Source organism: Bradyrhizobium yuanmingense (genome assembly GCF_025200905.1).
Taxonomy (GTDB): domain Bacteria; phylum Pseudomonadota; class Alphaproteobacteria; order Rhizobiales; family Xanthobacteraceae; genus Bradyrhizobium; species Bradyrhizobium yuanmingense.
Genome location: NZ_CP104173.1, coordinates 5,605,788 through 5,630,172 on the forward strand (window position 1 = coordinate 5,605,788; position 24,385 = coordinate 5,630,172).

The window sequence follows — 24,385 nt, forward strand, 5'->3', positions numbered from 1 at the left end:
GCACACGCGGGGCGTCCGAGACGGCGCTCAAGCAGTGGCTTTCGGTCGTCCAGCAAGGGGCAAGTTCCAAATTCGGCCAGTTCGTTGCTCAAGTTCTGCGATGAAACGACAAAAACCTCCAAATATATGCATTGCGAGTTCGCCTCGGGTGATTTTCCTCCTTTGCGTTCTTTGGGCTCACAAACAACTGGTCTGTGCCTCGCCGAGAGCGAGACCGACCGCCCCCGTGAGTCGCAAGGCACAGGCCATCCGTGATGGCGAGAGCTCGGGGTTGCCCGAGAAAGTCAAGGCAGCTTCACCGGGGGAATTCGGCGCGAATTTCGCTTCCAAGGACGTCCAGTGAACGCAATCGAGCTCGAAAGCCAGATTGATCGCGCTTTCCTTCAGTTACGGGGGGCTCCGTAGAAAACCACCTGTCTATACAGCAACCGGCAAAAAGCCCTGCCGGTTCGGAACGGAACACCTCTCAAAGAGCAGAGCGACTGACGTCAAATGCATGTCCGCGAACTTCGATGGATCGAACCTGCCGTTGCTATGCGGCGTCTCGGAAATCAACCAAACCTCACTTTTCTGGATAGCGCCGCCAGGCACGAATTGGGGCGCTACTCATATGTGACCTGTGATCCATTCAGTAGCTACATGGTCAACAATGGACAAGCGAGTTGGAATGGCGTCGCTCTTGCGGGCGATCCGTGGGAAGCTCTCCGGAGCCTGCTCGTTAGATACCCGCAACAGAACCGAGCAGATCTCCCTCCCTTTCAGGGAGGTGCAGCCGGCTATTTGGGCTACGACCTAAACAGGACGCTTGAGCGATTGCCGGCACCTGCGATTGCCGGTCGCGCTTTGCCCGAATGTGTCCTTCACTTTTATGACGTGGTCATCAGCTTCGACCATCGGGATCACAAGTGCTGGATCGTTTCGACCGGATGGTCGGCTCAGGAGCGTGCGCCTCGACTTGAACACGCACATCGACGCGCCGATCAGTTCGCCGCCTTACTTGACACCGCGATGCCACCTCTAAGGGAACTCCCCAGCACAACAGGGGCATGGCAGTCCAACTTCAGCCTTGACGGCTATATCGCGGCTATACAGCGCGTCATCGGCCTCATTTTAGCAGGAGACGTCTTTCAAGCGAACATCGCGCAGCGTTTCACTGCGAGGATGCCGACCTCATTCGACCCGATTAGCTTCTACTGTCGGCTTCGGTTACTCAATCCGGCGCCGTTTGCGGCCCTGTTGCGCTATGGCGAGATCACCATTGCCTCAAGTTCACCGGAACGTTTCCTGAAGCTCGATGCACGAAGCGTCGAAACACGCCCCATCAAGGGCACGATAGCACGTTGCAATGATCCGGCGGAGGACCAGCGCCGCTCACAGACCCTGGTTGCGTCCGAAAAGGACCGCGCCGAAAACTGCATGATTGTCGATCTTCTGCGCAGCGATCTGTCGCGGGTCTGCACTCTGCAATCGATCGAAGTTCCAGGGCTATGCAACCTCGAATCCCACGCGTCGGTGCACCACCTCGTCTCGATCGTCACGGGTGCACTTTCAGAGGGCCAAGACGCCGTCACGCTGCTGCGAGCTTGCTTTCCAGGCGGCTCGATCACGGGGGCCCCAAAGGTGCGATCGATGGAGATCATCACGGAAGTGGAGCGAGTGGCTCGACAGATCTATTGTGGGGCAATCGGCTTCATCGGTTTCAACGGGCATATGGATACCAACATCGCGATTCGCACGGTAACTATTGATGGCGATCAAGCCATGTTTCATGCAGGAGGCGGGATAACAGCGATGTCGGATCCGCAAGCCGAGTACGCTGAGACGCTCGCGAAGGCCCAGCGACTCTTTGAAGCTTTTGGTGCTGAAGTACCTGGTGCGCTTTGATCCTCATTATCGATAACTACGATTCTTTCGTCTTCAACATCGGCCGGTATTTTCAGCGGCTAGGCGAATCAACCGAAGTTGTCAGGAACGATGCGATCAGCGTCGCTGACGTGATCAACCTTAATCCCCGCGCGATCGTTATCTCTCCTGGTCCCTGCACTCCAAGCGAGGCCGGAGTATCTGTGGCCGTTATCCGCGAACTTTCCGGGCGCATCCCGATTCTTGGGATTTGCCTCGGCCATCAATGTATTGGAAGCGTTTTCGGCGGACGAGTGACGCGAGCGCTACGCCCCGTGCACGGGCGATCCTCTCGCATAATGCATGAAGGGGGGCCGTTATTCGAGGGACTGCCCTCCCCACTTTCGGTCGGTCGTTATCATTCGCTTGTGATCAAGCTCGACTCGGCCTCCGCACCGCACCTCATGGTGACAGCGCGGTCCGAGGAAGGCGAGATCATGGCTCTCGCACATCGCTATCAACCAACTTATGGCGTGCAGTTTCATCCGGAATCGATACTCACCGAATACGGGTATCTGCTGCTCAACAATTTCTTGCGGCTCGCAGCCACTTGTTGAAACGAGGATGTACGCCAAACAGACATGAGCAGCCAGCTGAACATCCGAAAAATCCCGAAGCAGCCAAGCTTGAGCGTTTGGTCGGGAGAACGGCCTGAAAAACGAACGAGACGAGGCTCATCGGCGCTGCGGCCGCGGATGTCCATCTCTGTGGCATAGAACTCGCGATATCGGGCATCGAGCCTGAGGCGCATCTTTCGGATGGTTTCGCTGATGTTGCGGTATGTCTAGATCGACTCGCGCAGCGTGATTCGGCGACGCACAATGGGCCTCGACGTTAGAAGACTGGGGCGCTGTGGCGAGGTCACCGTCCTGATCGCACCATTTGAATGGCGCAACCGCCCCTTGACGCTATGGAACGGGCTCGCAAGTGCCGCGCTCCGTCTGCCCGATGTTCGCGAGGCTTCCCTCGCTCGCGTTCGGGTGATGCGCGTTTCGCGAATTTTCGCATGGCGGTAGCTGGCCTGAGGTGGCAACCGAGCTCCCATCATCTGCAAGCGTGCGCGCCGATAGGCTGTTTTCTTCGATCAACCGATAGGTGCCGCCCCCTGGCTCTAGGGCTATTCGCTGACGACGTGGGAGTTGCCAATGTCAGTCGAGATGCCAGCTGGATTTGATAGTACGTAACGCACCGAACTGGTGCGCCATAGACACAATCGGCGGCTCCGAGCTGCCTTCGCGGTTTCTTGCTTATGGAGTCCTTCGATGATCAGTGAGAAAGTTTGCCGCTATTCGTACGCACCGCAACCGGTTCAGCCGCGTGCTGTTGCCCGGTCTTGATCGCCCATCCATCGAAAAATGCCTTTGCTCTCAATGCTCTAATCTCCGCCGGATTTCCTGTCGTTATCGACTTTCCGAATTAGAAACACGACATAGAATCAAACAGAACTCCCGCACAACCAGGGGATGAGATAAAATTCGGCCCGAAACGGGGGACTCTTGCGTGATGTATGCAGACACGAAATTGCAAGCTGTTTGCTGTTCTTCGTGTGACATGTTGAGCTTTCGCTTCTGGATCGAACGCACTCAAATGTCGCCCAACAAGCGCGCGGATCGAACAAGAAAACGCACCAAGCAGACCCAGACCGAAAGTCCGGCTGCAGACGACGCAGTCTGAAACTGACTAGGATTAAGGGGACATATCCCAAATGGGACTGTCGACGTAGAAGCACGCAGCTATAAGTTGCCGGCTGATCCGTGGGTTTGTTGGCTTTGTTTCGTGACGGCAAGCACGATCATATAATCAATGCTCAAGACTGAAAAGGAAACGGGCGCCGTTCCAAAGAGAGTTTTATTTTGCCCGAGCGAAATGCGCATCACTCGTGGGAACAGCGCAGGATGATTGGTGCGCTTGGATTGCTGAAATGGCCGGCGATTGTAGTCGATCGTCACGGCACGGTTCTGGATGTCAACGAAGACGCCTATAGTCTTTTTGATGGTGATCTTTCGATCAAGGGAAAGCGTCTGTTCGCGGCGGACCTTCAATCACGAATGAGATTGGATCGGCTGGTCAACGAGATTCGTCTCGCATCGAGTAAAGCGGGTCGTACCACCTTGCAAACTGTCGTCACCAGACGCCAAGGCCGTCCGGTCGTCGTTGATGCCTTTGTGCAAGGATTGGAGGACGAGGACGTATTTCCGGCTGTGGGTGCCCTTCTTCTCCTCACTGATCTCAACGAAACCCTCCAGGTGTCGCAGAACTCTGTGATGGAGATCTTCGGACTGACGCCTTCTCAGGCACGGCTCGGATCGCTGCTGGTCGAAGGAAAGACGCTTAAGGAAATTTCCCTTGAGATGAAAATTTCTCCAGGGACAGCGCGTAATCATCTCAAAGCCGTTTTTCTACGGACCGGGACGAGACGGCAAGCCGAGTTGGTATCTCTGTTGTCCCGCCTGCGGTAACTTTCAATCGAGGTCCGCTCGCGCGATCGAGATGTTCGTTCTGGCCCCAGCGCAGGTCGTGGCAACGCAGTGGCTGCAGTCAACTTCCTCGTTTCTGACAAATTCTCTCGATGCTCCCCAGGCCGAAATCGGTGCTGCACCAATGCCTTCGAATCCGAGCGATGGTAAAGGCCACGGCCTTCCGCAAATACGACGTGCGCTGGATGTTCAACAAGGAAATCAACCTGACAGGGCTGCAAGCGCTCGGCAGGGCCGGGGCACGCTGAATGCCGAGCTCGGCGTCAAGCATCTCAGCACGATCCAGGCTCTCAGAGCCAGTGTCTGTGCCGTTCTTCCACCCCATCGTCAGACTTCAGTTCGGCGCGCTCGTCATCGCTCAGTATCAGGGGAGCAAGTTGCCGGGCAGCCATGGGAGACATCGTCGCTGCTGGCGTCCACCTTGGCACAGCGATACGAATCTACCGCGAATCTACGATTGCGAACTTGTGACTCGGGACCCTAGCTTCCAGGACAGGCATTGACCCCAAGGATTAGCCGATGAGATTGATGCCCGAGGACGCGCAGAACAGCGCCAAGGACAACCAGGCGCGCGAGCGGGTGATCCTGAGCGTCATCATGCGTCCGGCCCTCATAGCTCGTCGTATTGCGATGGGCGCATGGGCGACCCGCATCGCCCTAACTCGGCGATGCCTCAGCCGCCATGGACGGGCCGAGCCCGGGGCTGACCGACGGCAACCGCCGGAGGTCACGTTGGCTGCTGCGACCATGAAGGAATGGTGGGAAGGTCCGGAAAGCGGTCTCGATGGTTGAGGGTTGGCGAGGTCAGCACCCTGATCAACGGATCAGGGATAATCTTACCAAACAGCTGCCCAAGGTAAACTATAGGCTACACAGTCCTATTTGATGGCCAGAAATCCCTCGAAACAGACATGCTTGTATATGGTCATGGCGTCCATAAACCCCGCACGATGCAACATATCGAGATTGCCCTTGGTCGAAAACGGCTCAAGAACGCCTTTCAAGCTGCTTGCTTTTCCCAGAACTTCTTCGGGGGAGTAGCCGTTCTCCAGCTTATAATCGATATAGATCGCGCTCATAATATCCTGAAACCGCGCATCTGGCGCCCTGACTTTCTCGAAAAACAGGAATGCTCCGCCCCAATTGAGTGACTTATAGATCAAGTCTATCAAGTTCTGGCGGTGTCGTGGCGGGACGAACTGTACCGTATAATAGGAGACGATAAAATCGCTGGCTTCGTAGTCTACCTCGCATGCGTTTGCGAGCAGGTACTCGACGTTCGGCGCTTTGCCCGGAGCGCTACGCGCGTATTCGATCATGGCTCGTTCGTTATCGATCCCGATCCAGCGCGTGCCGTGTGGATGGCGTTTCGCTAGTTGCCGCAGGAGCGTTCCGGTTGAAGTACCGATTTCATACGCGACTGAGTCCTTCTTCACGAAAAAATCACTCACCTGTTCAATCAGGCTATGGCCGGCTTCATAGTTGGGAACGGACCTTGCGACGTGGCGATCAAAATATTGAGGTGTGTCGCCGCCGAAGCTCCAGCCGGCACGTTCGGCCCGGATGCCATCTCCGGTAGGGCCCCTCTCTCTTGCAGCAGACTGCTCCAAGCTGTCCATGACCACCTCTCCCGCTCTTTCCGGCTATGCGAGCTGCAGTTTACGTTCGCTTGTCGTTCTTCTGGCCAATTCGCTTTTGACCGCGGGGCTGAAAAAGAGGGACAAGGCCTCGTCTTCAAAGAGTTTACCGAGTGCGGAAAGTCTCAGCCCGGCTTGGCCCCTATCGTCGAGATAAGCCTCTAATGCGCCGGCATTGTTCAGCTGGTCGACAAGAGCGTCATAATACCTCGAAAGCTGGGGATGAGCGGAGCGGAGCGACCGCAGGCTCTCGTTCTCGATGCGTCCGATACGCAGTCCTGTCGCATAAGAGGCGGCCAGCAATTCCTCTTCGTCGACGGCGCGTCCGGTCGCGATCGGAATGTTGCCTGTCAAGACGGCATCCACATATGTCGGGATATTCGGGTCATTGCGAAACACGTGCCCGAGACAATTTGCCTTCGCCACTTTGACGCCGCCATGGGAGTAGGCTCCCGCCCCCAGCCCAAGAAGATCGCTCGCCGCCGTCGTTCGGATCCTCTTGAATGGATCGGTAAATTCATGCGATCGCACAAAGCGGTTGCCGTCTGTCTGGTCATAGCCTAGCGCGGCCATTTCCTGCCAAATAAGCATCCGGCCAAGAAGCGTCGTGAACTCGTCCTCGAACTCCGCTCGCTTTGTTTCCGTCCTATACCAGTGCCCTTGAGGACGGTCCCCGAATCGCCCGTGATACCAGGTGAGGTGTGGCGGGCGGATCTCGGCAATGGCTTCAAGATTGCCCCATACTTCAGACGTCGACCCCTTATAGAGCCCCTGGATCAGGTCGAGATTCCAGTTTTCGAAGATCCTGTTTGCAATTGCGCATGCACGAATCGGAGTTTCGCGCTGGTAGCCGCGGGCCGCATATTTGAGGACTTCATCATCGAACGACTGTACTCCAAAGCTCAGGCGCGTAACGCCTTGAGCTTTAAGAGACTGCAGCTTGTGTTCGCCCTCAGGCGCGGTGATCGTGAGGGGGCTGCCTTCAATGCAAAACTCCGCGCCCGACCGCAGATCATATTCGCTTCGAATGGCACGTATCAACTCTCGCAACGCTGACTCATCGAGAACGAGCGGCGTGCCTCCGCCGATATAGACCGATGACACCACGGTGCCGCTTCGAGCGAGCCGCGCGCCCCAAAACGCGAGTTCACGTTTTAGCGCTGTCAGATAACGAGCAACTTTAGCGTCGTCCTCGATAGAGTGCTTTGCCCGGCCGGCGTAGTGATCGACTGTGTAGTGACAGAAGGTGCAGCGGGTTTCACAGAACGCTATATGAACATAGAGACTGGCTTCTTCGCCCCACTCGATCGTATCGATCACTCTTCTTGAATCGAGCGGTGTCAAGGAGTTGATGGGCGGGTAGATCGCCACCGAGTGCGATCCGCCCAGGACCGCCCGACTAATGCCGATTCCGGCGGCATGAAGTGCCGGCAACATCGCCGGAATTCCGAGCCGTCGCAGCGACGAACATGCTTGCTCAAGAGCGGATTCTCTCGATCTCATGGTCGCACCTCACGTTATCGCGCTACCTAGTTGATAGATCATCGCCGTTGCGCGATGACGGTAAGATAAACATCGGCCCGCGTATCTGGACTGTCGTCGTATCTGTAGATTACGTCGTATGGATTTATCAGGCGCGGCATATATTGCTTACGCCAAAGGGTTGCATGCTCGCCTATGAGCGAGGGGACGATTTGACCCCAGATGCGTTCCACGATGATCGTCAGATCCGGATGCACGAAGGCTTCGCGAATCCACGCATAGATTTCGTCGTACTGGACCCATGGCTGCCGGAGCGAAGCGAGATGAAGCTGCACGAGCCGATGGGTGACCGCGATGCGACCTCCGGGCCGTACCACCCTCGCCATTTCTTTGACCATACTGGCTCCGAGACCGAGTTCCCAAATGCCCCCGGTCCATTCATTGACGGCCGCATCAACTGACGCATCGGGCAGAGCGAGACGCTGCGCGAGACCAGGGCGAAAATCGAGATTTGTGAAGTTTCGTTCACAGGCGAACCGGCGCGCCCGATCGCTCAGGCAGCGAAACATCTCGACGGAAATTACAAGTCCGTCTTCCCCAACAGCCGGCGACAAGCGTCGCGCAACGCGTCCGAGCCCGCCGCAGACGTCGACCACGATGCTCCCGGGCTTGAGCAGCAGCAGTTCCGGGCGATTCGGAAGCAGATCCTCTTGCGCACGGACCAGTTTGTCTTCGACTTCAGGTACCTGGCTCCAGCTATTATCGTTCTCACATGCCTTCAACAAAGGCAGACGCCATCGCAAGTACGCGGCTCGAAAACGCTTTGCAAAATCCGACACCCGGCCGGGAGACGCAGAAGACGCCGCATTGCCCAGCAAAATTTCATCGCTCGGCAAATTGACGATCAGGACGTCACCGAGCGCGTTCTCGATTGCGCGGACCGCTTTGAAAATGGCATCAAAATCATCTTCGGCGGCATCGCCGGCGGGCCAGAGAGCGTCCGGATCAAGCCGTAAGCACAGACCTGAGATGAAGGCCGAGGTCGCCCAGGTCAGAATGTGCCTCCGCTCAGCCTCGTCCACGATCGACAGGTCGGGAGTCATGAGCAGATGGACGGCGACGCAATCGCGAACCATCTCCTCAAGCCCGGCAATCGGATGGTTCGGCGCCGGCCAAGAAATTCCGTCCAGGTAGACCGCGGCACCGAGACGAATAAGGGAACGCCGGAGTTCACTGTCGCTCGACAGGCATTGCGTTTGCACCACCGTCTGATGCATTCGAACAATGCCTTTCTGGCGAAGGCGCGCCATTTCACCCAAAATCAACTTATGATCCGCCAGCTGCGCGCAACGCAGCAGCAACTCCGGCGGATGTGTTTCCTCCTTCAGGCGCCTGGAGATCTGCTCAAGCGAAATCTCACTATCGAGGTCGATTACGATGGAGCGGCGCAAGGTTGGGGTGCGTGCACATTCCGCAATGCGTCGCAGATGCTCAAGCTCCTCAGTCGACGGCTTCGTTTGCGAGGTAATGTGCATAAAGCCGTGCTGGCGCAGCGAAGCCAGCATCTCGTCAATTATGGACTGATCGTCGAATTGAGCGCGCAGAACGGCCACATTAATAGGCCCGTTGCTGAGCGTGGTGACAAAATCCACCAGGCCGTCGCCAGGTGGCACGACCATGCCGGTTTCGAGATAACCGTGACTGAGCAATCGATGTTCGGCAATCTCGGCATCCAAAACCTCGACAGCCGGGTCGAGCACGACAAATGCATCATCCGGCAGCTTCTTGGAAAGGCTGTCCCGTCTGGAGGCCTTAAGGTGCTCAAGCAGCTTCATGGGGCGCGCCGCCGCAGATCAGGTGCGAAGCAAGAGGGAGCTCATCTGCGGCATGCGTTTCTTTTCGAGAGGCAATTGCACTTCTCGACGGGGTCGGTTGAGCGTCCGCCCCGCTTACGATGACACCGAGCCCCGCCAGAGAATGGATTAACGCGAGCACATCGGCCTGGGGGACATCGTTCAGGGCCGTCGACAATTCCACCAAGCTCTTTGGGACACGAAGAACATCAAACAGGCAGGCAGCTCGCTGCGAAAGCTCCGCATATTCATGGACGGATTCGGCGGCCGGAACATAGATCAGCCAATGTCGTGGAGAGGCTTCGAGGTCCTGGCCGGGGTCGAAGTCAAACGGATTCTCAATCCATGGGGTGAAATCATAGGATGACGAGATCATCGTCGCCGCTGGATGGGCGACGAAGCGGATTGACTGCAAATTCCTGCTCGGGCTCTCTGCCGCGAACGCCTCCGCCGCAGTATTGGGCCATATCAGGGGAGCGGCTTCGCCGAGCCGGCGCGCAAGCGCAACGCCCGCCGCGTCGATCGCAAGCACATCCTGGTGCGGGCGGGAGACGAACTCCGCACGAGCGGCCAAAAATGCGACAAAATATGCTGCCGTCCGCCAGAAGTAAGGCCCATTGTCCGCGTAACCGCCTGACTGCACAAATTCCGAAGCAACCGCTTCAACATCGAGCCCACTCCCGTGCAGGAGACGGCGCGTAAGTGGGACAAGGTCTAGCGCACCCAGAGCATTCCTGACCAATCCGCGACGATACATGCCAATGTTGGATTCGGTCGGCGCGGGAGTTCCCGCATAGTCCACCAGGATTGCAAGCTCATCCGCCGTGCAGCCATGGGCATCTTCGGTGCTCGAGTTGGGATTCACGACCCAATTCGCGAGCCGATCGTCTCTCAGCACGCGCCGCCACGTATCCCAGACCAGCCGCGCGTCCACTAGGCAGCCTCGCTGCGCGTCGTACGTCTGCTCGCCCGCCCGTAGGCGCGATCCCACGCCTTACGTCCCCGTTCGAGGTCCGAGAGGATTAGATCGGCGGTACGCCCGGTATCCGCCATTTCTCCATCGCAGTAGAGAGATTGGGTCTCATATTCGAGGATGACGGCGCCAGGCCGCGCACGCGACAGAACATCATCGAGCAGGTCCCAAACTGCTTCTGCAACCTGGGTATCGTGAAGATCGTGATATTGCCCCTTGATCCACCGCCCTCCCGCCATATGAATAGTGATGATGCGGTCGAGCGGGATGGTGCTCAGAAACCGACGGATGGAATACCCCCTCGCGCGGTGGTTCTGCTCGTTCGCGTAGAGATTGTGCAAGTCCAGGTGCAGGTACGTGCCTGATAATTCAAGCATTCGCGCGAGGAATTCCTCTTCGGGCAAATCGCTACCGGGGCACACGCGGTAATACGCAGCGTTTTCGTGCGCGAGCGGAACGCCGTAAAGATCTTGAAGCGCGCGCGCCCTCGCCGCCACACGAACAGATTCAGCCCGCGAGAATTGTAACGGACTGCTCCAAACGTCGGACCAGGAAGCATCGCCGTAGAAACAGTGGTTCGCGACCGAAGCAACATTGAATTTCTGAGACAGCGGAACGTGTCGTCGTACCGCCGCTGTGCTCATCAGATCGTCGAAGCCAAAGTCACCGCCGTAGTTCGAATGTCCGAGGAGCGGATATTTATCCATAATGTCGCGCATGAGATCGATGGCGCGGGGAGATACGAGACCAGGCCCATCAAGAGGGCTCATGACCGAGTCGAAGAGTACTTCCAGCGCGTCAAGGGGCTGGCTCAGAAACGGAAACCACCCAATTAACTCCGGGTTAAACTGAAGCCCAACGCCCAAGCACGGAACGCTCATTTCCGAGACCTCCAATAGCCTTGGCGGCGGCGCAAAAGGCGACGCGCCAAGGCCACGCCGGATTAGGATCCGTCAGTTAGGGATGATCCGCTGCGCACTTCGCCGCGGTTGCGGCGCATCTCGCTGCCGTTGCAGCGCACCGCGCTGCGGTGGCCGCGCATCGGGCCGTCGCTGCCTTTGCCTGGGCATGCGCCGCAGTCGCCGCACATTTGGCAGCCGTAGCGGCGCATTGCGCGGCCGTCGCGGCACATTTAGCGGCTGCCGCCGCCGCTTCTTTCACCGAGAGCTTTTTGACGTCCATTGGATTTCTCCTTGCGTGGAATCAATTGTCGAAAACCACTTCTCGCGGGTCGCACTCAATCACCGGTAGAACTACCTGATCCCGACGTGGCAGCCAGTCCCATTTGAGATAGGAGCAGATGATTTTTTCCAGGGCTCGAGCGCTGCATATGAGCTTTCGCCTAGGGTGATCAGATAAAGTTGAATGATCTCGTCACAAAGCTAAGTTCATGCCCGCGCGTCAGGGCGAGCGCCACCGACGCCCGCAGCGCTCGCGCATGATTCTGTCCATGTGCTCGCGCCTGTGTTCGACCTTGCGCGAAGCCGACGTGGTGATCGATGCTTCGGCATCGACAGAGGTCCAACTAGCGCTGGTGCACTATTGCAAAATTCGGCGTACCGTACGTGCTCGGCTACGCGACGCACTGGGTGGCGGGCGGTTTGGTCGCGCGTCCCCCGAGGAGGAAAGTTGCTTCGTTTGCCTCAACGAACATTGGAAGGACGGTCGCAGCCCCGGCGGCGGCTATCGGCAACGCCGCAAGAGATCAAGATCTTCGATCCTTTTCCAGTCTGGCCGCGGGGTGCGCTTACACGTGGGTGATGGTGGACCCCGGCACGTCGGCAAGGCGCTGTACTGCCCCGAGGCATCCGGCATATCGCTGCGTAAGCGCGCGAGTTCGGCACCTCGACGACGCACTGGAAGTCCTCATCGTCGGACAGCACATCAACAGCTGCGTCGGGCATCTTCTCGCGGCGATGGACGCCAGGACCCTTCGATCTTTGCAAAATGGAAACACTAGAGGAGAACAGCTGACCAGGGGCAATCTCCACCTAGCGAGCTTGCATCAACGGCTAACAGGAACGCCGCTAGCGGAAGCTCTTGCGGCTGTTATCGAGCTGGAGGACGAAGTCAAGCCAGAGGTTGGTCTCTCAGAGGCAAAACAACGCCTCTGGCGCCTGCTCGTCAGCGGGCGAGTAGCTGATGCGGTTTCCTCACGAATCTATCACGCGGCGCGATTCGGTTGCATTTCAGCTTCGCTTTGGTTCACATCTTTGTCGAAAACGAAGGCCCCGATCTTATCGGAAGGGCCCGGCTTTGCGGCTTCGCTCCCTGCCGCGCCGCAGAATGCTTGGCAAGGCCCCTCCTCCTTACTTTCATCAATACCCATCACGTTGGGCCTTTGTCACGGAAGATTTCCTCGTATTTTTCAGTCGAGGATTTCCTACGCGGAGTGATCATCTCGCGGTGAAATTCGTCTCAGGGGGGGTGGTTATGAAGTACGACCGGATAGACGCCCGCATTCTCGAGATCGTGCAAAAAAAATAACCGTCTGACTTCAGATGTGATTGGCGAGATGGCGGGGATCTCTCCTACCGCCTGCCAACGACGGTTGAAGAGGCTCCTCTCGGAGGGCATCATCCAGGCCGACGTTTCGGTTTTGTCGCCGAGGGCGGTCGGACGACCATTCAAGTGCTTGCACTGGTGACCTTCGAGCGAGAAAGCGCCGATATCATCGATAGGTTTAAAAAAGCCATCAAATCATCAATCGACATCGTCCACGGCTTTTACGTCACGGGCGATGCCAACTTCGACCTGTACATTACCGCGCCGTCCATGGAGGAATACGAGCAGTTCACCCGGCGCTTCTTCTGCGAGAATCGCGACATCAAGGGCTTCAAAAGCATGGTCATATTGGATCGCGTAAAGGTTGGATTTGCTGTTCCGGTTGAGTTTTCCTCAGAGGATTGATTGTACTGATGCGGGCGATCGTCGCGGCCGCCTTCTACTGTTGACCTGATTACTCTCCGGTGGCTTCTTTGGGATCTCAATCAGCACAGCAACAAAAGACGCACGTAGTGGCCGGTGTCGCAATGTCGTGGGCGCAATTATCGTGTCGCTAGCGACAAGGTGCAAAAGCAAGAATGGGGCGGTTTGCGTCCGACCCGGCGAACGCGTCCATTCGCTTGGTCGAAATTCGTCGAAGACAGGCCCCTGAACGCGGGATTTGGGCGCCGATGAGTTACTCGTTGCATCAATCAAATGAAGATGTTTGCTATAGTCGGTTAATCACGTTCTCGTTGCGGTCAGGCGCAGGCTAGCAAAAGCCTCTATCAGGAGAGGGACCATGACCGATCGCGTGCCCTCTTTCGAAGTGATCGACTGCTCTCAAGATAGAGGTCTCAAGCTGCAGCCTGGCACACCACCGGAGCCTCCGCGTTCTCTTCCGGTGCGTCCTGCGAAACGGCCCTTTGTGAAGAACGCAATCCTGGCCCGTCTTCCTATCCAACAGCTTGCGGCAATAGGGGAGTGCCTCAAGCCGGTCGCCTTGAAAGAACGGATGGTTCTGCAAGAGCCAAAAAGGCCGGTCGAGCACGTCTACTTTGTAGAGAGCGGCCTCGTCTCGCTCAGAGTTGTTGCCGCGGGCAGTATGCTCGAAGCGGCAGTCATAGGCTATCGGGGCGTCGTCGGCACGTCTTTCTTGTGGGGAGCACATCTTTCGAGCAACCAATCTGTCGTCGTCTTCCCCGGAAGCGCGTACAGAACTCGCGTCGAGGATCTTCGTCGGATCATGAAGGTGCATCCGGACATCAGAGACCATCTTTTTGAGTACGTGCAAGCGCTAACATTTCAGTGCGTCCAGACAGGATTGTGCGGGGTTCGGCACCATCGTGAACAGCGCCTCGCGAGCTGGCTTTGCCTTGCTAGTGAAGCTGTTGATGCCCGCGTGCTGCCGGTCACCCACGATTACCTTTCCTCGGTGCTGGGGCTGCGCCGCGCGGGTGTGACCGAAACCTTGATCCGCTTTGAGGAGCAAGGGCTGATTCGCAAGATGCGGGGCGTCTTGCAGATCGATGAACACAAATCGCTCGAAGAGAAAGCATGCTGTTGCTACAAGCTCGTCTCAGCTGCCTATGCGTCCTCATCAGTCCGCACTCTCGGCGAAGAACAGGCGCGCTAGCAACTCGCGACTGGCGTTTCTGCGTCCTCTGGGTTCTTGCGACGCGAAGTTGAGGCAATTCGCCCCGAGAAAGAGCACACCGTCACGAATCAATCGATCCCTTGCGGCGTGTAGCTGGTGGTGGGTAACCGATCATCGGCGTTACCTGGGCTGGTCAGCCTGCGGTTGTCGCAAAGTTGACGGTCGATGCGATCCGCGGTTAGCGGGCACGCTGGACAACCGATCCCGCGTTCTGCTCGAGCAGAATCGCTGGATGAGCGCAGCGAAGCCGGAAAGCTACTGGGCGCGACATCCGCACTTCGTGAACTCGGTATGCTTGTAAAGCCTAGAACCGCCAGCGGGTTTAATCAACAACGAACCACTTGTCCTCGCAGCGGACGCGGAGGCTGCCGGCGAGCGCGGCCGGAGCATTTTCTCAGGTTCTCATCGAGGCCAGGCCATCGGGATCGAAGGTGCTGCTATCATCGTCCGGGGATGATGAAGCGAATGGGACAGTCGGCGCCATGTTGACTTGAGGAGATCTGCCGAGCACGTGAGCAGTCTAACTACCAACCGGCTGATCTCCTAGCTATCAATATTTGCTATAAACGCACGCTAACGTTGGGGAACAGAGCGAGATCCTGCTGCCTTAGCCCCAACGAGTTCGGCCGCTGCCGACCGCCCGAGGGCTGTCCCATCTTGTATATTGATCATATTTCTACGCCGTCAGCACCGCCCCAGCCCGCTTCGTTAATGGGGTGCGCGGCGCATGCATGACGTCCCCTTCGAAGAGGGCAGGCAGTCAGGGTAGGCCCGGCAAGTAATCTCAGGCTCGGAATTCTGGCTCTAGCTACGCCAGCGCGAACCAATCCTTCTGTCTACCAGATCCACAAATAGCCAATTTGCGGCGCACGAGCATCTGTCCTGCTCTAGAGACTTCCCATGTAATCTCGTCGAGGTCAGCAGCGATCTCCTCAGCGCTACGCAGTTCGCGTCTTCGCAGCGAAGTCAGAACGCGCCGCCCGAGCGCGATGAGGTCGAAGTTCGGCTCGACGTTACCTTCTTCAAAGTGGTCACACCACAGGAGCTGGCCACGCCAGATGATAAAATGACTACCGCATCCTCCGTCTCGCCAAACCGACGGATAGACGGTTGGCTTGTCGGCGCGCATATCCAGTCTCCAAGACTTTCCCACCCGTGGATCAAGATTGACGACGAGCGTTTCACCGCATCCATCCGGACAGCGCATGAGGACCGAGCGCAGCGTGCCTCGCTGGATGACCACCGCATCGCCGGGGGCGACAAGCATCTTTTCTCCCTCGTCGCGGTATTCCGCAAAACCGAGCAGGTTCACCTTCCTCACAATCATGCTCATGTCTCCCTCGCCGCCAGCTCGCGCGCCAATTGGGCTGCGATGGCGTATCCTTTCGTACGCCTGAAGCGGTCGGCAGCAGGACCGTCATCCCATTGACAGCGCCTGAGGAGTTGAACGGCGACCGCAGCTTGATATTCAGTGGAACACGATTGTATTGCGATTCCCATCCGCCTGAGCTGTCGCACCACCTTGGACATCCAGCAGAACTTGCTGGTCGGATCACAGGGCCCGGGGGGATGCAAGAACGATGTCGGAGCGTAAAGACGATCAATCTCAGTCGCCCAAATGGCATCTTCATATACCCAAGGGTCGCACTCCGTTGGCATTTGAAAGGCAAGCCAGGTCTCCAAGGCCGCCAGATCCGCCGTCAGGGGAGCGGAGCGGACAACGGATGCAAGGTCAATCACAATCGCATGGTCGTTGCGCACGCGCACGTTTTCCCCATGGAGATCGCCATGCGCCGGCGCACTGCGATAACGCTGGTGCAGTTTGCCTAACTGATCAAGGATGATCTCCGGTTTCGCCGTGATACCAAAGCGGGACGCATCTTCAACATAGCGCGACTTCAGCTTGCAAGACGCAGTATCTCGGCGTCGATCATCGCTTGGACGACTGAGCCCTCCTCCGGATCCTTGCCGTATGCTTGATCACGCCAGCCGCCAAGAGTCTCTTCGATCAGCGACGTCACTGCCCGAGCCGCCAGATTTCGTTGCGCCAGATTCCATAGAGATTCGGATCGGTCGACGAAACTTCCGACCAACAGACCGCGTTCCGCGCCGAATACCGGATCGTGAATATTCGGTCTCAGGCCGAAAGGAATATATTTATCGGCGTATTCGCGGTAGTTCCGGTATTCTTGGTCGATCTTGTCGCGTCGATCCAATTTGGCGAAATCAGGCTGCGGCCATGCTCCAGCATTGGACGTATGAACAGTCATCTGAACGGCGAAGACGCGAGCTTGCGACAGCCCTCCCGTGAGTTCCTCCAGCACGATCCGACTGCAGTGCGCGAATGCACGTTTAAAGAGTATCTTGTCGGCCTCGCGCAAGGGTTCGCGGTCGCCCGCGACTTCGATCTTGAGGTCTGCGCGCGGCCTCTGACCGGCGTCGTGCCTTGCGATCGTCTCCGCTAAGGAATGCGCCGGCATATCTGTGCGGACCGCGACCCCGGCGACATTCAGGACTGATTTCGCCGACGCCTGCACGCGCCCCATGGTCTCGTCGTCGTCCGCAATAAGATCGACGCGCAAACCGCTGTCGATTAGGGTTCTCACATGGGCGTCGGCGGCCCTCACTACGTCTTCCGGCATGTCGGAGCCGAACTGAAACACGGCGGCGCAGGCTTTTGACGTATCCACGCCATCCGCCGAGGCGCAGCACAGCAGGTGCAGGTTCCGTTGCACGAACTCCCGCTTGGTTTCGGGCGGCGGTGGCGTACCGAACCACAGCACTTCGGGTCGCGCCTTAGCCATTGTTCGCCCTCGGCCGTACCGGAAGAGACCACGAGGGCCCTTTGGCGAGAGCGCCGCGACGCGAACAGACGAGGCAATCCTCGACTCTTCTCGCCTGCGTCGGTCGCACCGCGCCTTTGACGCCCTCGTAAAGCTGGAAACGAGCCTGGCCTGGCATCGAGGTCACGGCAGCCATGAACATGGTGGCCGCCAGCGACGCCATCGTCGTGTTGATTGACATGACGGCCGGTTGAGGCTCGTAGTCCCCCACCAGATAGGGATCGGACGCGCGGCGTTCCGGGCTCATCATCTCGCGTCGGATCTGATTTCCGTCTAGCGCGCCTGTACATGTCAGACACGGCAACTCAGGAGCCAACATCTGCACACGCCCGCTGATGTGGGTGACTGCACCCTCCCGGACGGTAATGCTCGTGCCCATATCGATTGTGGGTACCAGATATTGGTAGGCGACGTGGCAGACCACTGCCCTGCTCGCATGGGAGTCAGTGCAGAGGAAAACGAAGTCGAGGCCGACAAGCTCCGCCGCGATGTTCGCATCGACTACATCGGCTCTTAGTCCCCGCACCCGCGAGGTCGACGAGCACGCGAGTATCTCCCTTTCCGCGACAGCGATCTTGCTCGTGCCCACGTCACTGGGACCGGCTCCGGCCAAACGGTTGAGGTTCGTGGTTTCGACCACGTCAGGATCGATCAGCACGAAATCGCGAACGCCAAGACGAGTAAGCTGTTGGAGCAGCACTGACCCCGTACCACCGACCCCGACGACACCCACCTTCAGGGATGAGATTACCCGCTGACCATCGGCACCGAAGGCGCGCACCTGCCGATCATATCGCACATCGCTGCCTTCGGTGGATTTGTCAGACGACAGGAGGACCAGTCGCTCGCCGATCTGCCAGACCGGCACCTCCTGGGCCGTGCCGATCCGCCGGGCTCGGCAGCCCGCCTCACTCAATACGAGCGCCAGGTGTTCGCCTTTAGGCGCACGGCGACGCAGGTAGCCAGCCAATGCGACCTCGCCCGCATCGTCGACTGCGGAGAATCGCGGATGGCTCTGTTCGAACGGATGGGTATGCACCAGCACGACGCTTCGTCCCAGCGCGCGGGCTCGGTTGGCGACTTCGACGATGAATGCAGGTCGAAGCGTTGCCGACACCTCATCGCGATGCTCGTAAGCCGAATTAGCGACGCTCTCTACATCGTCCACCAACCATGTGTTGGTGTGCGGATCGTGCACCGAATAGGCTACCCCGCAGCTCTCGAGTGGCGCTGAGGCCAGCAGGTCGGCCGAGGCCCTGCGATACGCCGGCCAGGCGAAACGGAGTCCACTCATTGCAGTCGCCTCAGGCGATCGGCGATGGTGTTCATCCAGCTTGAGAGAGTGTCTCGGTTGGGATTCCATGCTTGGACATGCCATGAGAACCAGAGTCCCGGTTCCGCGGTTTCCGGGATAGTGTTGTTGTTGCCGGCATTGCACGGCATGCGTCCACCCTCGAGCATCAGATCGTTGTCCGCCCAGAAGCAGTCGGGTGCGGCAAAGGGGTAGCCGGTCGGAACCAGAAAACGGATCGAAGTCACAGCCCTGCTCCAGCCGGGCGGCAGCGAGATCGAACCGATCGTCACCAGAATTGCGCCGCTCGGCAGTCCTTGCGTACGCGCATCCGGCCAGCGCCGGCGCAGATCCTCGATCTGGACTTCAGCGGCGCCGCCCATCAGCCGAAGTTCGCCTTCGGGGCCGACGAGAAGCGAAGCGGACCCTTGTCCTTGTCCAACAAGACCCGTTCGTCATCTGCGATAATGCGATCGGGATCGTTTCCGTGCCCTTCGAGAACGAGATCATGAGAGGAGTCCCAGTCGGCAACGCGCGCCTTAATTTGCAGCCCAGTCAGTGCCGGCTGGTCGGTCTCGTACTTCTTGCCGCCGACAAAGAAGAAGTACGTCTCTTGGTGTCCGTTCTGCTTGTCACCCATCTGTTCGCCTCTATTGTCTCGCACCCAGGCGCGGCTTCCCGGCCGAATAGGCGAGTTCCCGCAAATCACACGATGCGACCTCCCGGCCCTCGTGTCAGGCCGTTGTTATACGAACAGGATCGGTGATTTCCTTCGAAATGCGACTGATCGACGCCGAACGGCGCACGAGAGAGGCTGAAGGGCTCAGGATCCGCGCTCTTGCGGCGTCGGGCGGCGTCAGTTCTCATGGCGGGCGCGATTCGGACGCCGCGATGGGTTTCCCGACAATCCAAGGTCACGCTGCCCAAGTGGCTTGCACCTAAAGCCGAAGAAACTGGGCCTACCTCCAAAACGCGCTGCGGCTAGAACGTTCACTTCCCCATAGTGCATGCATCTGTCCGGGTTCCTGGGCTCATTCGAATGACCCGGCGCACCCGCGTCGGGAGAGGCGGCCTCGGTTGCAGCCCAAGTGGCGAAGCGGCAACGCATCCAAGGTCCAACGTCTTCGGTAGACATAGGACTGACGTTGCGCACCTCCGGAGAGGCCACTTTTCGACTACCGCAGAGATCGGGGTGTGGCGCGCGCACATAGCAAGAGTGTTTGGCATTCTTCCGATTGGACAAGGAAAGCGCGAGCCCGGATCAGCGGATTGAGAGCGTGATTGTTCTCCATGCGTTAAAAACAGACTGCCAGCTCCTGCTCTGGACCGACACTCCATTTTGACCATCTCATTGGTTGCGAAGCTGACCTTTCGCGAGCGCCGCGCCGGACCACCCGTCGTCTGCAGCCGGCGCCGGTGATTTCGATTGTCAGAGACCGTGAACGGGACGCAGCCTCGATGGCCGGCCAGCCCGATGCTTACCTCCGAAAGACGGGTAAGCTTCTTTCCGGCTGGCGCTCACGGCCGCAGATTCAACGCGGTGCACCGGCTTAATTGAGCAGAATTCCGGCTTCACAGAACGCTTGATGTGATGCGAGATTTACGTGTCGATCGACCAACTTAGCAAGCCGCGCCGTTGCGGAAAGCGGAGCGTGACAAGATCATCGTTCTGCCACCCCGTTTTCGCCGATGAGGATGCGGGACGGCGGAATCCCGCGAAGCACGCGAGTGACGGCAGTGGGTCAGGGAACGAGCGTACCGTCACTTACCTTGCATACCAGCAGCTGTCGGAATCCGAAGGACGGACGCTTGCGCGACCGCGTATCTTGCGACAGCGTTGCCGGCCGTAATCAACTATGCGCGGAAGGTGAAAATCCTCGCTTCCGAATGAAGACCTGCAAACAGCCGGGGTGGTGAGGACGTATTGAAGCCCTGCCAAGTATCCACCGCATCGCCTGGCCTCCACACACGGTACTTTTCGCCGCTGGCGCGCTCGGACAGCGCATCGTCGCGGAATCTCTCTTCTCTTCTCAGATCTGATAGGAGAACTCCCTTCCCGTTTGAGCTATTCCTTCCAGGTGATGAATACTTGCCAACCAGCGAAGGCCACAGCGGACTGATGGCCAATAGCCACACTTTAAAGTCATAGATGCTGGTTCTCGGATGCCGCGATGTAAGTAGCACCAAAGCTCAACAATCGCTTTGCGATCCCTAGCCGGAGCACCTCCGAAATGGATTGTTCCACATGAATGTGAGCTGTCATTGCACCGAAAGGACATGATGATTCAGGTCCTCGCCTCCCATTCAAGTGACTGCGCTCCGCCGATTGTGTTCGTCGGTAAAAATCGGGCCGGCAACTGGGTTGCCCTTGAACAACAGGGCGCGTTCGGCGGGCTTTTTATCAACCGCGCTGAAGCTCTGAAATACGCTCTCTTCAAGAACGGACACCATCCAGAGAGCATCATCGAAGCGACGCGTGAGATCGAGCTTGATATTCCCAGCTAGTGAACTGCAGAACATAACAATGTGATCGTTCTTCTGCACCTGCTGACCACTCGAAGCCGGGGCACTCGTTCATCGTCGCAGGTTCAACCGCGGCCAGCCGATTTCTTCAGCGAGCCCACTTCAAGCCTTCAACTAGGCAGCCCAGAGGCTTTCTTGGGAGCCTGTGTCGGACGACAATCATCCGCCGATCATTGCTTCCGCTCGATGCGTGTTACATCGTTCCACAGCTGAGCATGAGCCACTGCTGAGCCAGCTGAACGGCTGAGCTCCAGTCGGCGCGCGCGAAACCTGCGCTGCCGCTTTGAAAGATGGCCGACATACCAACGCTTGTGCGGCCCGCCCTATTAGAGTCGGGGGAGACGATTCAGTGACACTCGATGGATAATTCGATCAAAATCCCCGCGCCCATCTTGTGCGGTGACCAAGTATCAATGCGCTCCCAAGACCTTAAGCGTCGACCGCATCGTCGGGCCCAAAAATCAACAGTGACACGAAGGATTTCACCACAATATTGCAGGGGAGCGCGTCCGCTAGCGTGCCGCTGACTTTGCTGTCCCAGGCGTTGGAGACGCGCGCCGCCGGCGCGATGTAGCCGATCGTGAATGCCGTCATCATGGCGCCATAGATCACTGCGGGTGATCTTCCGCACGGTCGAGCCGGCGAACGAGTTTGCGTGCCAGTCGGTTGAGAAGCGCTGCACGCGCATGAAGCCTCAACGGGCCACATTTGACATGGTCTTCAGCGTGAACGGCACGATCGCCTGCAGGCCCGTGAACCGCAATATGATCGAGAGCAGACCAAGCGCGAGGGTGCCAACGAACGCAATCAGTGCCGCATGTCGCGCCGCTTGGTCGGTGGGGACCGAGGTCAAGGCGGCCAGAATAGACCGGCATGAACAGGTCGGCGACCGTCGCCCCTAAGAAGCCGACGAGGACAATAGTGGCACGGACTGGCTGCTTGAGCCAGTGCTCGAACGCAAACGGGAGAACCAAGCCGATTGCGGCGGGTCGTTTGTCATCTTGACTGGCCATGGCGCTAGGGGTTTGTGGCGCACACGGTGTAAAAACCGTTCGGTCCAGATCCGATGTGCACAATGCTTGGCCCGCCGTCCGAGCGATGCGATAAATGCCCGCAGTCTGGGGGCTGCGGCCGAAATCTTCTACCCATTTCAACCACTCTTCGCCTAGGCGCTTAGCTGAAGCGCCTCACGCTTGCGAGCTCCTTGTCCCGGGATTGGCGCAGCGGCGCGAAATTCCTCAACGTCGGGTCTGCCCTCAAAATGCCGAATCGCTTGCCCGATGCGGCCTGCGGAGCCCGCACTCCGACCGCGGCGGGGCCCCGAAGGGCTCGATGGCTGAGAGCATCGATCTGAGACATCGGCCAGCCCTGTGCGATCCGAGCTTGTGAGCAAGGCAGGCGGGATCGGCCTCACTCTCTTTTCATCTTTTCTCCTCCGGCGACGCTTGCGCTTTGGTACTTTGCCGGCCTCCGGCTTGCGGAATCGCACAAAGAGACCCATAGCAAGCCTTCTGACCCTTGTAGTTGGCCAGCGTTTGGACCAATACCGACATAACCTGCTGTTTCAGTTTGTCCGGGATAGGTGCGGGGCCGTCCAGCGACTTCAGCGTCACCTCGATCAACTCGATGGCGCGACCCTTGTTGCCGCTCTCGTAATAGTACTGAGCGACCGCCGGATAGGACAGGAACTTAAGGGCCTCGCCGCGTTGCGGCGGATTTATTGCCAGAATGTGTTCGGATAACTCCTTGCCCATCGCAAAGCGCTCGGCCTGGGGCAAATGAGAGTTGTCATTTGCCGGATCAAAGAGTTGCCGCATCGCGCCGGCCATCAACAGCGCGGATTTTTTGTTGATCGCGTCACGAACCAACTGGCGCATCACCGGCAGGCCGACCTCCAAGTCGCGCATTTTATGAAGCAACAGATCTGCACGGAGCACGCGAAAGTTCACGTCATCCGGCAGAACAGCGACGGCTTCTTCGACCACCGAAAGCGCCTTCGCCCAATCCTGCGCCTCCATCGCCGGCGTCAGTTTGGCGAGGATCGGCATTGTGCGTTCGCCCTTGGCGATCCGCTCTGCATCGGCGGCTTTCGCTTCATTGCTGATGCGCCAGCTGCCGTTCAGAATCTTCGGCAAAACGTGATCGAGTTGGGTTGGGGAACCGATAAAGCGATGCGGCCATCCCGGTCGATCACGAACGAGGTGGGAATCCCGACAGAAAAGCTGGAAGCCATCCAAAGCTTGTCCATTTCGCGTGTGTAGTCGAACCCGACCCGATAGTTGAGGTTCGGCAAGTTTTCGGTCAACCATGCGTCCAACTTGCTTCCGGCCTCTTGCGCTGTTTGAGCGCGTTCACGAGCTGCTATTCCGAGGACCTCAATTCCGCTATCTCTGTATTTCTCTTGCGGCGATACCAGATCGGACAGCGCCGACAAACACGGTGCGCACCAAGTCGCCCAGAATTCGACGATGTACACTTTCCCGGGCTGAAAGCTCGTGAGGGGCTCACCACGCACCCACTTCTCCACCTTGATCGCAGGAGCTGGAGATTCTAAGCCCAGGGCCATGTTACTCTCCAAAATTATTGTCAGAGGTTGCGCGACGTTTTGCGCTAGCTGATCTCTGATCGCGCCCCCGACCCGCGAGGGGTGGTGCCTTGGTGTAGACGGGCTGCGCAGCGATTGCCGGTGTCGCCGCGCTAAGCGCGACGACACACAAACTCACAAGCAACAAGCTCTTCCTCTCACAAGCGGGCCACATCAGTTCAAGGAAGGTGAGCATCGCTGGCCTTGTGTTTGGTGCGCTCAGCACTTTCAGCACTGCTGCACCTTAGTTGCAACGTCAGTGCCAGCATCGCCTGCGCGCATTAAGTACTCAAATGCGCATGAATAGCTCAACGGCACTTCACGGCGAGCAGTGTTTGATCCGCCGGGCTTTGTGCCGCTGTCGGACTTTGAACAAGAATTGCGCAGTTCGCGCCGTCAGAAAACTGACTTGATGTTGTGAGCCGCCGAACGCAAGCTTGGTATTCCCTGTCCCGTAGCAGACAGGATTAGGCGAGCGACGATTTAGCTCGGACTCGAATGAGCCAAAGCCCGTGGGCCGGGGACACGTGTCCTGGTCGATGACGATGGAAACATTCGTCGGGCACTGCAGACGGTGCCGCGGATCGCGGAGGCTTTCAAACTGTCAGTGCTTGCCATCACGCAAGCGGTTCCTGCACCAGAAACTGGTACTTCGATTAGTTTCCTGTCCAGCCGCGTG

The 24,385-nt window shown here is 58.1% G+C and carries 18 protein-coding genes and 2 pseudogenes; 7 read left to right on the forward strand and 13 right to left on the reverse strand.

The annotated features are described in order from the left end of the window. The first annotated feature begins 492 nt into the window (after nucleotides 1-492). The 4 genes from pabB to N2605_RS26190 all read left to right on the forward strand — a co-directional run bounded on the left by pabB (nucleotide 493) and on the right by N2605_RS26190 (nucleotide 5,171). Nucleotides 493-1,884, forward strand: coding sequence for an aminodeoxychorismate synthase component I (gene pabB / locus N2605_RS26175; protein WP_260343634.1), 1,392 nt, complete (start codon nucleotides 493-495; stop codon nucleotides 1,882-1,884). Then, nucleotides 1,881-2,459 (forward strand): anthranilate synthase component II, encoded by a 579-nt coding sequence (locus tag N2605_RS26180; RefSeq protein WP_260343635.1) that lies wholly within the window; start codon nucleotides 1,881-1,883, stop codon nucleotides 2,457-2,459. The genes pabB and N2605_RS26180 overlap by 4 nt, the downstream gene beginning before the upstream one ends. Nucleotides 2,460-3,797: 1,338 nt before the next feature. Continuing rightward, nucleotides 3,798-4,361 (forward strand): helix-turn-helix transcriptional regulator, encoded by a 564-nt coding sequence (locus N2605_RS26185; RefSeq protein ID WP_260343636.1) that lies wholly within the window; start codon nucleotides 3,798-3,800, stop codon nucleotides 4,359-4,361. 537 nt (nucleotides 4,362-4,898) lie between these two features. Next, nucleotides 4,899-5,171 carry a hypothetical protein gene (locus N2605_RS26190; RefSeq protein ID WP_260343638.1) on the forward strand — a complete coding sequence of 91 codons (273 nt, stop codon included), beginning with the start codon at nucleotides 4,899-4,901 and terminating at the stop codon, nucleotides 5,169-5,171. Between the two features lie 86 nt (nucleotides 5,172-5,257). Here the strand turns inward: N2605_RS26190 and N2605_RS26195 are convergent, their stop codons facing one another. From N2605_RS26195 to N2605_RS26215, 5 genes are all read right to left on the reverse strand, one after another. Then, nucleotides 5,258-5,998 (reverse strand): methyltransferase domain-containing protein, encoded by a 741-nt coding sequence (locus tag N2605_RS26195; RefSeq protein ID WP_260343639.1) that lies wholly within the window; start codon nucleotides 5,996-5,998, stop codon nucleotides 5,258-5,260. A 24-nt stretch (nucleotides 5,999-6,022) separates the two neighbouring features. Further along, nucleotides 6,023-7,453 carry a radical SAM protein gene (locus tag N2605_RS26200; protein ID WP_260343640.1) on the reverse strand — a complete coding sequence of 477 codons (1,431 nt, stop codon included), beginning with the start codon at nucleotides 7,451-7,453 and terminating at the stop codon, nucleotides 6,023-6,025. A gap of 104 nt (nucleotides 7,454-7,557) precedes the next feature. Next, nucleotides 7,558-9,333, reverse strand: a complete 1,776-nt coding sequence (locus N2605_RS26205) for a class I SAM-dependent methyltransferase (RefSeq protein WP_260343641.1) — start codon at nucleotides 9,331-9,333, stop codon at nucleotides 7,558-7,560. Further along, nucleotides 9,320-10,249 carry a hypothetical protein gene (locus tag N2605_RS26210; protein ID WP_260343642.1) on the reverse strand — a complete coding sequence of 310 codons (930 nt, stop codon included), beginning with the start codon at nucleotides 10,247-10,249 and terminating at the stop codon, nucleotides 9,320-9,322. The genes N2605_RS26205 and N2605_RS26210 overlap by 14 nt, the downstream gene beginning before the upstream one ends. A gap of 35 nt (nucleotides 10,250-10,284) precedes the next feature. Then, nucleotides 10,285-11,205, reverse strand: coding sequence for an MbnB/TglH/ChrH family RiPP precursor modification enzyme (locus N2605_RS26215; protein WP_260343643.1), 921 nt, complete (start codon nucleotides 11,203-11,205; stop codon nucleotides 10,285-10,287). A 1,552-nt stretch (nucleotides 11,206-12,757) separates the two neighbouring features. On the opposite strand from N2605_RS26215, the pseudogene N2605_RS26220 reads away from it, so the two are divergent. Together N2605_RS26220 and N2605_RS26225 are read left to right on the forward strand one after the other, a co-directional pair. Then, nucleotides 12,758-13,234 (forward strand): annotated as a pseudogene (locus N2605_RS26220) (Lrp/AsnC family transcriptional regulator). A 376-nt stretch (nucleotides 13,235-13,610) separates the two neighbouring features. Further along, a complete protein-coding gene (locus tag N2605_RS26225; protein WP_260343645.1) occupies nucleotides 13,611-14,444 on the forward strand; it encodes a Crp/Fnr family transcriptional regulator in 834 nt (277 codons plus the stop codon). 829 nt (nucleotides 14,445-15,273) lie between these two features. Here N2605_RS26225 and N2605_RS26230 read toward each other — a convergent pair. The 5 genes from N2605_RS26230 to N2605_RS26250 all read right to left on the reverse strand — a co-directional run bounded on the left by N2605_RS26230 (nucleotide 15,274) and on the right by N2605_RS26250 (nucleotide 19,239). Then, nucleotides 15,274-15,798 carry a ubiquitination-like system serine protease family protein gene (locus tag N2605_RS26230; RefSeq protein WP_260343647.1) on the reverse strand — a complete coding sequence of 175 codons (525 nt, stop codon included), beginning with the start codon at nucleotides 15,796-15,798 and terminating at the stop codon, nucleotides 15,274-15,276. A 565-nt stretch (nucleotides 15,799-16,363) separates the two neighbouring features. After that, nucleotides 16,364-17,269, reverse strand: coding sequence for a hypothetical protein (locus tag N2605_RS26235; RefSeq protein WP_260343649.1), 906 nt, complete (start codon nucleotides 17,267-17,269; stop codon nucleotides 16,364-16,366). Next, nucleotides 17,262-18,602: a ThiF family adenylyltransferase gene (locus tag N2605_RS26240; RefSeq protein WP_260343650.1), complete on the reverse strand. Its 1,341-nt coding sequence runs from the start codon at nucleotides 18,600-18,602 to the stop codon at nucleotides 17,262-17,264. The genes N2605_RS26235 and N2605_RS26240 overlap by 8 nt, the downstream gene beginning before the upstream one ends. Then, a complete protein-coding gene (locus tag N2605_RS26245; protein ID WP_260343651.1) occupies nucleotides 18,599-18,982 on the reverse strand; it encodes an E2/UBC family protein in 384 nt (127 codons plus the stop codon). Before N2605_RS26245 ends, N2605_RS26240 begins: the two co-directional genes overlap by 4 nt. Continuing rightward, nucleotides 18,982-19,239, reverse strand: a complete 258-nt coding sequence (locus N2605_RS26250; RefSeq protein ID WP_260343652.1) for a multiubiquitin domain-containing protein — start codon at nucleotides 19,237-19,239, stop codon at nucleotides 18,982-18,984. Before N2605_RS26250 ends, N2605_RS26245 begins: the two co-directional genes overlap by 1 nt. 1,637 nt (nucleotides 19,240-20,876) lie before the next feature. Here N2605_RS26250 and N2605_RS26255 point away from each other — a divergent pair. Then, nucleotides 20,877-21,104 carry a hypothetical protein gene (locus N2605_RS26255; protein ID WP_260343653.1) on the forward strand — a complete coding sequence of 76 codons (228 nt, stop codon included), beginning with the start codon at nucleotides 20,877-20,879 and terminating at the stop codon, nucleotides 21,102-21,104. Nucleotides 21,105-21,596: 492 nt separating this feature from the next. Here N2605_RS26255 and N2605_RS26260 read toward each other — a convergent pair. The 3 genes and pseudogenes from N2605_RS26260 to N2605_RS36400 all read right to left on the reverse strand — a co-directional run. Next, nucleotides 21,597-22,135 (reverse strand): annotated as a pseudogene (locus N2605_RS26260) (ABC transporter ATP-binding protein); the annotation flags it as partial. Between the two features lie 408 nt (nucleotides 22,136-22,543). Beyond that, nucleotides 22,544-23,257, reverse strand: a complete 714-nt coding sequence (locus N2605_RS36395) for a hypothetical protein (RefSeq protein WP_311735324.1) — start codon at nucleotides 23,255-23,257, stop codon at nucleotides 22,544-22,546. Beyond that, nucleotides 23,242-23,688: a TlpA disulfide reductase family protein gene (locus tag N2605_RS36400; RefSeq protein ID WP_311735325.1), complete on the reverse strand. Its 447-nt coding sequence runs from the start codon at nucleotides 23,686-23,688 to the stop codon at nucleotides 23,242-23,244. The genes N2605_RS36395 and N2605_RS36400 overlap by 16 nt, the downstream gene beginning before the upstream one ends. Nucleotides 23,689-24,385 lie beyond the last annotated feature (697 nt).

Excerpts from the sequence above, each read along its gene's own strand:
- N2605_RS36400 (WP_311735325.1), bottom strand. The coding sequence starts at position 23,688 with ATGGCCCTGGGCTTAGAATCTCCAGCTCCTGCGATCAAGGTGGAGAAG.
- N2605_RS26225 (WP_260343645.1), top strand. The coding sequence starts at position 13,611 with ATGACCGATCGCGTGCCCTCTTTCGAAGTGATCGACTGCTCTCAAGAT.
- N2605_RS26240 (WP_260343650.1), bottom strand. The coding sequence starts at position 18,602 with ATGAGTGGACTCCGTTTCGCCTGGCCGGCGTATCGCAGGGCCTCGGCC.
- N2605_RS26185 (WP_260343636.1), top strand. The coding sequence starts at position 3,798 with ATGATTGGTGCGCTTGGATTGCTGAAATGGCCGGCGATTGTAGTCGAT.
- N2605_RS26235 (WP_260343649.1), bottom strand. The coding sequence starts at position 17,269 with ATGGCTAAGGCGCGACCCGAAGTGCTGTGGTTCGGTACGCCACCGCCG.
- N2605_RS26205 (WP_260343641.1), bottom strand. The coding sequence starts at position 9,333 with ATGAAGCTGCTTGAGCACCTTAAGGCCTCCAGACGGGACAGCCTTTCC.
- N2605_RS26255 (WP_260343653.1), top strand. The coding sequence starts at position 20,877 with ATGATGATTCAGGTCCTCGCCTCCCATTCAAGTGACTGCGCTCCGCCG.
- N2605_RS26200 (WP_260343640.1), bottom strand. The coding sequence starts at position 7,453 with ATGTTGCCGGCACTTCATGCCGCCGGAATCGGCATTAGTCGGGCGGTC.
- pabB (WP_260343634.1), top strand. The coding sequence starts at position 493 with ATGCATGTCCGCGAACTTCGATGGATCGAACCTGCCGTTGCTATGCGG.
- N2605_RS26230 (WP_260343647.1), bottom strand. The coding sequence starts at position 15,798 with ATGAGCATGATTGTGAGGAAGGTGAACCTGCTCGGTTTTGCGGAATAC.
- N2605_RS26195 (WP_260343639.1), bottom strand. The coding sequence starts at position 5,998 with ATGGACAGCTTGGAGCAGTCTGCTGCAAGAGAGAGGGGCCCTACCGGA.
- N2605_RS26215 (WP_260343643.1), bottom strand. The coding sequence starts at position 11,205 with ATGAGCGTTCCGTGCTTGGGCGTTGGGCTTCAGTTTAACCCGGAGTTA.
- N2605_RS26250 (WP_260343652.1), bottom strand. The coding sequence starts at position 19,239 with ATGGGTGACAAGCAGAACGGACACCAAGAGACGTACTTCTTCTTTGTC.
- N2605_RS26190 (WP_260343638.1), top strand. The coding sequence starts at position 4,899 with ATGAGATTGATGCCCGAGGACGCGCAGAACAGCGCCAAGGACAACCAG.
- N2605_RS26245 (WP_260343651.1), bottom strand. The coding sequence starts at position 18,982 with ATGGGCGGCGCCGCTGAAGTCCAGATCGAGGATCTGCGCCGGCGCTGG.